Here is an 8,894-nt window from a genome sequence, read left to right on the forward strand (position 1 = left end):
GCCTATGGCCGGCCTGCCTCTGGTCCGCCTGTCTCTGGTCAGCGTGTCTCTGGTCAGCGTGTCTCTGGTCGGCCCGCCCATGGTTGGCACAACAGGAGCGCGACGATGGCCCGGCGCCGTCGCATCAATCGCCGCGCGCCAGCGCCCCTGTCAGCGACCTGTGGCGCGCGATCAGCTGCGCCATATCAAGCGTTGTAACCTGGCCGTCGGCAACTACCCGGCGGCCTTCGACAATCAGATCGCGCACCTGACGCGGACCGGCCAGCACCAGCGCCGCCGGATCCCAGCTGCCGCTGGAGGCCAGGCCCGAGACATCCCAGATGGCAATATCGGCGCGCTTGCCCACCGCGATCCGGCCGCATTCCGGCCGGCCCAGCACATCTGCGCCGCCGCGGGTGGCCAGCTCCAGCGCCTCATAGGCGGACATGGCATCGGCGCCATTGTGCACACGCTGCAACAGCAGCGCCTGCCGCGCCTCGTCCCAGAGGTTGGCCATATCATTGCTGGCCGACCCATCAACGCCGAGCCCCACTTTCACCCCGGCATCGCGCATCTGGCGCACCGGCGCGATACCGCTGCCAAGCCGACAGTTGGAGCAGGGGCAATGGGCCACCCCGGTGCGGGTTCTGGCAAAGAGATCAATCTCCTGCCCGTCGAGCTTCACGCAATGGGCATGCCAGACATCATCGCCGGTCCAGCCAAGATCCTCGGCATATTGACCGGGGCGGCAGCCAAATTGCGACAGGCTATAGGCGACATCTTCGTCATTCTCCGCCAGATGGGTGTGCAGCATGACGCCTTTGTCCCGCGCCAGAACAGCGGTGTCGCGCATCAGCCCGCGGCTGACGGAAAACGGTGAACAGGGCGCCAGGCCAACCCGGCACATCGACCCCTCTTGCGGGTCGTGAAACGCGTCCACCACCCGGATCATATCGTTCAGAATATCGGCTTCCCGCTCCACCAGACGGTCCGGCGGCAGCCCGCCTGCGCTTTCGCCGATGCTCATGGCGCCGCGGGTGGGCTGGAACCGCAGCCCGACATCCGCCGCCGCGTGGATGGTATCGTCCAGACGCGCCCCGTTGGGAAAGAGATAGAGATGATCCGAGGTCAGCGCGCAGCCCGACAGCGCCAGCTCTGCCAGTCCCAGTTGGGTCGAGACCTGCATATGCTCCGGCCCCATCCGGGTCCAGATCGGATAGAGGGTCTGCAGCCAGCCGAACAGCAACGCGTCCTGCCCCCCCGGCACCGCGCGGGTGAGGTTCTGGAACAGGTGGTGATGGGTATTGACCAGCCCCGGTGTCACCACCGCTCCGGCCGCGTTCAGCACCGTCTCGGGCGCAGCGTCTGGCCCGACCTCAGACCGGGGCAAATCGTGGCCGATCTCGACAATCACGCCGTCCTGGACCCGAATATCAGCCGCGCCAAGCACACGCCTGTCATCGTCCATCGTCAGGATGGATTCAGCGTTCTTGATCAGAAAGTCAGGCATAGGTCACACTCCATCAAAAGCCCGCTTCGGTTTGTTGGAGGTGAAAAGGCGCCGACAGAAGGCGGGAAAAGGACTCGGCGCGTCCTCTGCCTAGCTTTGCATTCGCGAAGGGACAAGTCTGGTATTCCGGAAAGCAGTTTTGCCAATCGCCTGAAAATAACGCTACGGGCGGTCAGCCTGCGGCACGATCCCGACTGAGCGGCAGGATCAGTCTTCTTGCAGCAGGGCAAGGGCCGCAGCATGGATGTCCGGGTTCGCCGCCGCCAGCGCCCGTCCGCCATCATGGGCCGGGCCGCCTTCCCAATTGGTCACGATACCGCCTGCGGCCTCGATGACCGCAATCGGGCCCTGAATGTCATAGGCGTTCAGACCGGCTTCGATCACCAGATCAACGGTGCCGGCCGCCAGCAGCGCATAGGCATAGCAATCCATCCCGTAGCGCGTCAGTTTGACCTCGCGGGCGACCCGCTGGAACGCGGTGCGATCGGCCTCGGTGCCGACCTCCGGGAAGGTGGTGAACAGAATCGCCTCATCCAGCGATGCAGTCTTGCGGGTGGCCAGCCGTCGGGTTCCCTGCGGCCCGCGCAGCTGCGCATGGGCCCGGGTGCCCTCGAATCGCTCGCCGATATAGGGTTGATCGATGATGCCAAGGATCGGGCCGGCATCCTCCGAGAGGGCAATCAGAACGCCCCAGGTCGGAGTGCCACTGATGAACCCGCGCGTGCCATCAATCGGGTCAAGCACCCAGGTCCGCCCGCTGGTCCCTGGCTTGGGGTCGAATTCCTCGCCCAGAATCCCGTCTTCGGGACGCAGCTTGGCCAGCAGATCTCGCATGGTCCGCTCCGCCGCGCGATCCGCGACGGTGACCGGGTCAAACCCCCCTTCGAGTTTGTTGTCGGTCGCCGTGGTGGCGTTGCGGAAATACGGCAGGATCACCTCGCCTGCGGCATCAGCCAGACGGCGCGCAACGTCGAGATCGGAAAGTGTCATGAATTCGGCCCCGGTCGGTCAGGTAGTCTCAAGGCTCAGCCGGTGCCACGGGCGGCGCAGGCATTCAAGGAAAATCCGGCCTCTGTCCAATCCGGCCCGGCGAAAAGCCAGATCGTGGTGACATCCGGGCCACTCTCAGGCGGCGGAGCTGAGGGACGGATGCAACCGGACGGACGAATGCAGCCGGACGGAGGGTCGCAGGGTCACCCCGCGGCGATCCCGCGTGGCCAGCCCTGTCCACTGCGCCGCCATGCATCGCCCTGCCGTGCATCGCAGCCATTGCGAATGGCGACCAAGACGCAAGAACCAAGTAGAACACGCCGGGTGCGGTCCCAACACAGAGTGGATCAGGCGTGATCAGCTGCGATCAACACCGTGTTGGGGAGGCGGATGACTGGGATTGGTCGGATCAGGCGACGTCGCTCAGCACGCGGGCCAGTTCGAACAGGCGGCGGCGCTGATTTTCCGGGATCGCGTAGTAAGAACGCACCAGGTCGAGCGCCTCTTTGTCGCCCATCAGATCCGCAGGGACGCGGGCCTTGTCGGCGGTCCCTTTCTCGTCTTCTTGCAGACCTTCAAAAAAGAAACTGACGTTGACGTCCAGCGCATCGGAAATATCCCAGAGCCGGGAGGCACTGACCCGGTTCGCGCCGGTTTCGTATTTTTGGATCTGCTGGAACTTGATCCCAACCTTTTCCGCCAGCTGCTGCTGCGTCATGCCAATCAACCAGCGGCGATGACGGACGCGCTTGCCGACGTGAATATCAACGGGATGTGCCATATTATTGTTCTCCGGGTTGCGGCTATTCCACAGCGTAGTTTGGGAAACCATTTCTTGGAACCGCGCGCCGATGGCGTAAAAACAGACATCGGCGTATTTTTGTTTCGGGGCAGAAGTTTCGTATTGTGGAAAGTGTACGACCTTCTTGGTTGAATACAAGTAAAGGCACACGCGCCTCACGGGCCGGTTGTGGCAAATATATGATTTAACGCATCAAAAAACATCGCGAATGTTGCGGTGCAGAGCAAAACGGAGACCTCACCGAAAAAGGGGAGGCTCAATTCCGCAGAAATACCGGTCAGAATGTGACCGAATCAAACGGACAAACTTGGCAGGGAAATCACGCATGCTATCCTTTCGTATAGTTAAACTCGGCCTGGAAGGTCAAATTTCGGAAACGGAGATTCCAACACCCGGGCCCGGGGAGATTTTGCTGGAAATTCACGCTTGCGCGCTGAACTTCGCGGATCTGCTGATGGTGGAGGGCCGATATCAGGACACGCCCCCCCTGCCCTTCACCCCCGGCCTGGAATGCGCGGGGCGGATTGCGGCGATGGGGAATGACATTTCAGATTTTCAAATCGGGGATCGCGTCGCCGTCTTTGGCGGCCAGGGCGGGCTGGCCGAATACGGCCTGTTTGACGCCGCCCGCGCCATCCGTATTCCCGACAGCGTCAGCTATGACACGGCTGCGGCCTCGATGATTGCCTATGGCACCAGCCTGCTGGCGCTGGAGCAACAGGCCCGCTTGCAACCGGGCGAAACGCTGCTGGTGACCGGCGCCGCGGGCGGTGTCGGGCTGACGGCGGTCGAGATTGGCAAGCTGCTGGGCGCGCGGGTGGTGGCGCAGGCGCGGGGCACCGAAAAGCTGGCCATTGCGCAGGCCGCCGGAGCGGACCACCTGATCGACGGCAGCGAGGACCTGCGTCAGCGGCTGCTCGATCTGGGTGGCGCAGATGTGGTTTATGACGCGGTGGGCGGCGAGACCTGGAAGGCCGCGTTTCGGGCCACCAATCCCGGCGGGCGGCTGCTGCCCATCGGCTTTGCCGGAGGGGACGTGCCCCAGATCCCGGCCAACCGCCTGCTGGTGAAGAACCTGACCGTGATCGGTTTTTACCTGGGCGGGCTGGTCAAACTGAACCCGGAGATTGGCCGCACCACCTTTGACAAGCTGATGGGGTGGCTGGCGGAGGGGCGCATCACGCCCCATATCAGCCACCGGCTGCCGCTGGCCGAGACCAACCGGGGGCTGGCGCTGTTGCGCGACCGCACCGCCACCGGCAAGGTCATCATGCAACCCCGAGCTGCCCCGCTGGCGTAACCACCTCGGTGCCCACCGCCCGCACCCCTGGCTGCGCCAGACCGGCAAAGCCCTGGCGGATCAGATGGGCAAGGTGTTCGACATATTGGGCGCGGGCGCGCTCTACCCCGTAGAGGTTGATATGCTGCACCGGCAGGCGCGGCAGGCTGCCGCCGTGGTCGATGACCTGCTGGTGCTGCGGCTGGGTGCCTTCGAGCAGCACGCCAATCGCCAGATCGGCGCTGATGGTGGCCTCGACCGTGCGATCCGATTCGCTGTCCACCGCCATTTCCCAGTCGATCCCCGCCGCATCCAGCGCCGCCGTCGCCACACCGCGAAAGATGCAGCTGCGGCAAAAGCCGATGCGCAGGGGGCGCTGACGCCAGCTGTGGCCATTCAGCGCCCCGATCCAGCGCAGCGGCATCTGGTGGATGGTTTCCCCACCGTCGCCCGCCACGCTTTCAGTGGTGACGATCAGATCGAACCGGCCCTGGGCGAAATCGGCCCGTAAATCGCGGGTGTTGGAGGTACAGAGGCTGACCTTCACCCGCGGGAACTGCACATTGAACCGCTGCAGCACCATCGGGATGACCGGATGCACGACATCATGTGGCACCCCCAGGGTCACCTCGCCCTCAAAGGCCTGGTCTGTCAGCCGGGTGATGATCTCATCGTTGAGGCTCAGCATCCGGCGGGCATAGCCCAGAAGCTGCTCCCCAGCCGCCGTGAGACCAATGCTGCGCCCGGTCCGGTCCAGCAGCTCCACCCCCAGCATGTCCTCCAACCGCTTCAGCTGCATCGACACCGCAGATTGGGTCAGATGCAGAAAGGAGGCCGCGCGTGTCACCCCCCCGGTGTCAGCCACGGCCACAAAAGACCGCAGGGTGGTGATGTCCAGGTTCCTCATCATCAATTTCCTTGATGGGTGCGTTCAATAACATTCGTTTTGAGAATAGCTCGGGATGTCCATATAAATCAATACCTGTGATGCAACGCCTCACACCCATCAGCAAATCAACTTTGGAGCCCTCCCATGGCCAACAGTCTTTTTCGCAGCCTGCCGCTACACCGCCGCCGTCCCTCGCTGATCGCGCTTGTCCTCAACGCCCTTGCCGTCCAGCGACAGCGCCGCAAGCTTTTTGGTCTGTCGGCGGCCCAGTTGAAGGATATCGGACGCAGCCGCGCCGAAGCCGAGCAGGAAGCCCGGCGCCGGATCTGGGACGCACCGGTGCACTGGCTGCGCTAGGGGCAGCGCCAAGTGACGCATTCCGCCCTGCGACCTCCCTGCCCAATCGGAACCGCTCTGGCGCTGCTGCCGGACTGGTTCCGATGACATCACAGCAACTTCACCGGTCTTTTCATTCAATTGCCGACCGGAACCACTTGAACCGGCGGGCGCAAACGCCGATATTTAGCGCAACAGGCATATCCGCGTCGCGGTTGTGCACTGAGGGAGTTTTTTAGACGGAGACCATGAAGCATGGCACAGTTTGATACCATTCGGTCTGCTGCAGGCGTACGCAGCGCCGAGATCGATGTGGGCCTGCGCGCTCACATGAACAAAGTCTACGGCACCATGTCCGTGGGCACACTCATCACCTTTCTGGCCGCCTGGGCCATCGCCGGCCTGTCCGTGACCTCCGATCCGGCGGGTGCGGTTGCGCAGCTCAGCGGCGACAGCTACCTGACCAGCTTTGGCTACGCGATCTATGCTTCACCGCTGAAGTGGGTGATCATGTTCGCGCCGCTCGCGTTCATCTTCTTCGGCTTTGGTGCCGCGATGAAACGCCTGCCCGCCGCGGGTGTGCAGCTGGTGTTCTACGGTTTCGCCGCGTTGATGGGCCTGTCGATCTCTTCGATCTTCGTGGTCTTCACCGGTGAAAGCATCGCACAGGTGTTCCTGGTGACCTCCATCGCCTTTGCGGGCCTTTCTCTGGTGGGCTACACCACCAAGAAAGACCTCTCCGGCATGGGATCCTTCCTGATCATGGGCGTCATCGGCCTGCTGGTGGCATCGGTCGTCAACATCTTCATGCAATCGTCGGCCATGGGGTTCGCGATTTCGATCCTCGGCGTGCTGATCTTTGCGGGGCTGACCGCCTATGACACCCAGAAGATCAAGAACACCTATCTGGAGATGGTCCACACCGGTGACCAGGAATGGCTCGGTAAGGCCGCCATCATGGGCGCGTTGAACCTCTATCTGGACTTCATCAACATGTTCATGTTCTTGCTCCAGCTTCTTGGGAACCGCGAATAAACGCAGCTTCCCTAATCCAAGACAGCCGGGGCGGATCACTCAGATCCGCCCCTTTTTATTTGTCTGTCGCATAATTTATTTCCGAGGAGGACCCGATGAAGATTTCCCCGCTTGCCGCCCAGGACGCCGCCGGACTGGTGCCCTTGCTGCAGGATCTGCATGCGCTTCATGTGGCACATCAGCCGGCCCGCTACCCGGCCGACCCCGCGCCCGAAGCTTTGGCCGACTGGTTGCAGGACTGGCTGTTGGAGCCGGGCACAGAGGCGCTGGTCGCCCGCAGCCCCACGGGCGCTGTCATGGGCTATCTTCTCTATGAGATCGAGGACCGGGCCGCGCTTCCGGTGCGCAGCGCCGAGCGGCGCGCCATGGTGCACCATATCGCTGTCGCAGGCCCCTTTCAGAGGATCGGCGTCGGCAAGGCCCTGATGAGCGAAATGCGCCAGCGCGCGCTGGACCAGGGTGCCACGGTGATCGGTGTCACCTATGCCCCGTTCAACACCGCCTCAGCGGCGCTGATGCGCGGTCATGGGTTGGAACCTGTGATGACAGTGGCCGAGTGGCGCCCCGCGCAAAAAAGTGCCTGAGCGATGCGCTGTGGCGGCCGGAGCTGCTGCCCCCCAGGACAGGCCCTTGCGGCCTGGGACATGAGGACTGGGAGTGCTCGGGAGTTTTGAGGACCTCGGGCCAGCCTGACACTGGCCCGAGACCCGATTGGTCAAAGCGCGGCGACGACGATTTGCGCCGGCGGCTCCAACTGGGAGAAACTGTCGTCCTCTCCGGTGACAGCCGATGCGACAGGCAGCAGCAACAGCATCAGGACGGACAATCCCAACAGTTTTCCCATCATGTTCACCCTTTACCACGACCACTCATCACAGCCCCAAATCTGGCGGCGAAATGTGGCGCAGGCGTGCAGGGAAACGGGCGCGACCCTGCCGTTTCAGCGCGATTTTAGGAAACTGTTCATGAACGGCCCGGCCGCCCTGCCCGCGCCATCTGGCATCGCCCACCTGCGTCACCGGCCCTTGGCGGCCACCTGCCAAAGAACAGGTCGGCAGGGACGGAGCCACTGCGACAGCCCCGCCGCCACAGCCCCGCATCAGCAAGCCACAGGGCCGAAACGACAAAAGGCCGCGCCAATGCGCGACCCCTTGCAAACTCAGATCAATCCAAGCGCCCGAAAGGCTTACTTGATCTTGCCTTCTTTGTACTCGACGTGCTTGCGCACAACCGGGTCGTACTTCCGTACGGACATTTTTTCAGTCATGGTGCGTGCGTTCTTTTTGGTCACGTAGAAGTGGCCCGTGCCCGCGGTCGAGTTCAGGCGGATTTTGATGGTCGTCGGCTTCGCCATTGTGCTTCTCTCCTGCGTCCGAAAAGGCAGGGGCCTCTCGGGTCTAATTCCTATATGAGCGTGCGCTTTTACCTTTGTGACGGCGGGTGTCAATAGGATTCGCCGTATATAAATGCGCCGCTCGCTGAAATGGCGCGCCCGCTGTGGGCACACCACGATATTTGCACAGAGAGCCTATAAGCCGGATCTTGTTCCCCCTGCCCCGTGGGACAAGGTTCGATGACCATTCTTCTGCGACGCCTGTTGCCAGACGCCTCTAGCTGCCAACCCGGCCTCTCTCGGGTGAAACAACCCTAGCGGCGGTATCGGGCGGACCCGACCGGCCCGCGCGGAGGCCCTATTTGGCATTGCTCCCGGTGGGGCTTGCCGTGCCACCCCTGTTTCCAGCGGTGCGGTGGGCTCTTACCCCACCGTTTCATCCTGACCCTGCCGGTCTCTCCTTGGGCGAACCTTCGGAGCGGCAGGGCGGTTTGTTTTCTGTGGCGCTTTCCGTCGGGTTTCCCCGCCCGGGCGTTACCCGGCACCGTTGTCTCAGGGAGTCCGGACTTTCCTCGCACACAGGGCGGACCCTGCGCACGCGGCCATCCGGCTCTCTGCGCGAGGGCCTGCCTACGCGCCTTGCCCAAAGCCGTCAAGCCGCAACACCGCGCTGTGGAGCGGGAGGGGTCGGCGCTGCCTCACGGGGCCTTGCCGCGCTCGACGCCCTGGCCCCCCCAGAAG

10 protein-coding genes and 1 other RNA gene are annotated in these 8,894 nt (G+C 63.2%); 4 read left to right on the forward strand and 7 right to left on the reverse strand.

The features are described from left to right. Positions 1-124: 124 nt before the first annotated feature. From TRIHO_RS08095 to TRIHO_RS08105, 3 genes are all read right to left on the reverse strand, one after another. On the reverse strand, positions 125-1,489 hold the full coding sequence (locus TRIHO_RS08095) for an 8-oxoguanine deaminase (protein WP_068241877.1): 1,365 nt from the start codon (positions 1,487-1,489) through the stop codon (positions 125-127). A 207-nt stretch (positions 1,490-1,696) separates the two neighbouring features. Beyond that, entirely contained in the window at positions 1,697-2,479 is a 783-nt protein-coding gene (gene hisN / locus TRIHO_RS08100; protein ID WP_068241879.1) for a histidinol-phosphatase, read from the reverse strand. Between the two features lie 409 nt (positions 2,480-2,888). Continuing rightward, positions 2,889-3,260, reverse strand: a complete 372-nt coding sequence (locus tag TRIHO_RS08105) for a helix-turn-helix domain-containing protein (protein WP_068241881.1) — start codon at positions 3,258-3,260, stop codon at positions 2,889-2,891. 346 nt (positions 3,261-3,606) lie between these two features. Here TRIHO_RS08105 and TRIHO_RS08110 point away from each other — a divergent pair, with 346 nt between their 5' ends. Next, positions 3,607-4,581 (forward strand): NADPH:quinone oxidoreductase family protein, encoded by a 975-nt coding sequence (locus TRIHO_RS08110; protein WP_068241883.1) that lies wholly within the window; start codon positions 3,607-3,609, stop codon positions 4,579-4,581. Here the strand turns inward: TRIHO_RS08110 and TRIHO_RS08115 are convergent. Continuing rightward, on the reverse strand, positions 4,550-5,470 hold the full coding sequence (locus TRIHO_RS08115; protein WP_068241885.1) for a LysR family transcriptional regulator: 921 nt from the start codon (positions 5,468-5,470) through the stop codon (positions 4,550-4,552). The two genes, TRIHO_RS08110 and TRIHO_RS08115, sit on opposite strands and share 32 nt — an antisense overlap. A 123-nt stretch (positions 5,471-5,593) precedes the next feature. On the opposite strand from TRIHO_RS08115, the gene TRIHO_RS08120 reads away from it, so the two are divergent. The 3 genes from TRIHO_RS08120 to TRIHO_RS08130 all read left to right on the forward strand — a co-directional run bounded on the left by TRIHO_RS08120 (position 5,594) and on the right by TRIHO_RS08130 (position 7,404). Continuing rightward, a complete protein-coding gene (locus TRIHO_RS08120) occupies positions 5,594-5,806 on the forward strand; it encodes a DUF1127 domain-containing protein (RefSeq protein ID WP_068241887.1) in 213 nt (70 codons plus the stop codon). 234 nt (positions 5,807-6,040) lie between these two features. Next, the gene (locus tag TRIHO_RS08125; RefSeq protein ID WP_068241889.1) at positions 6,041-6,820 is read left to right on the forward strand and encodes a Bax inhibitor-1/YccA family protein; all 780 of its coding nucleotides are present in this window, start codon (positions 6,041-6,043) and stop codon (positions 6,818-6,820) included. Positions 6,821-6,915: 95 nt separating this feature from the next. Beyond that, positions 6,916-7,404 carry a GNAT family N-acetyltransferase gene (locus tag TRIHO_RS08130; protein ID WP_068241891.1) on the forward strand — a complete coding sequence of 163 codons (489 nt, stop codon included), beginning with the start codon at positions 6,916-6,918 and terminating at the stop codon, positions 7,402-7,404. Positions 7,405-7,535: 131 nt separating this feature from the next. On the opposite strand, the gene TRIHO_RS24290 is transcribed toward TRIHO_RS08130, so the two are convergent. The 3 genes from TRIHO_RS24290 to rnpB form a co-directional block, all read right to left on the reverse strand. Continuing rightward, the gene (locus tag TRIHO_RS24290) at positions 7,536-7,667 is read right to left on the reverse strand and encodes a hypothetical protein (protein WP_269745353.1); all 132 of its coding nucleotides are present in this window, start codon (positions 7,665-7,667) and stop codon (positions 7,536-7,538) included. A 339-nt stretch (positions 7,668-8,006) separates the two neighbouring features. Further along, a complete protein-coding gene (rpmG, locus tag TRIHO_RS08135) occupies positions 8,007-8,174 on the reverse strand; it encodes a 50S ribosomal protein L33 (protein ID WP_068241894.1) in 168 nt (55 codons plus the stop codon). Positions 8,175-8,335: 161 nt separating this feature from the next. After that, positions 8,336-8,771: RNase P RNA component class A (gene rnpB / locus TRIHO_RS08140), an RNA gene on the reverse strand. Between the last annotated feature and the right edge of the window lie 123 nt (positions 8,772-8,894).

The sequence above is a fragment of the Tritonibacter horizontis genome (assembly GCF_001518015.1).
Taxonomy (GTDB): Bacteria; Pseudomonadota; Alphaproteobacteria; order Rhodobacterales; family Rhodobacteraceae; genus Epibacterium; species Epibacterium horizontis.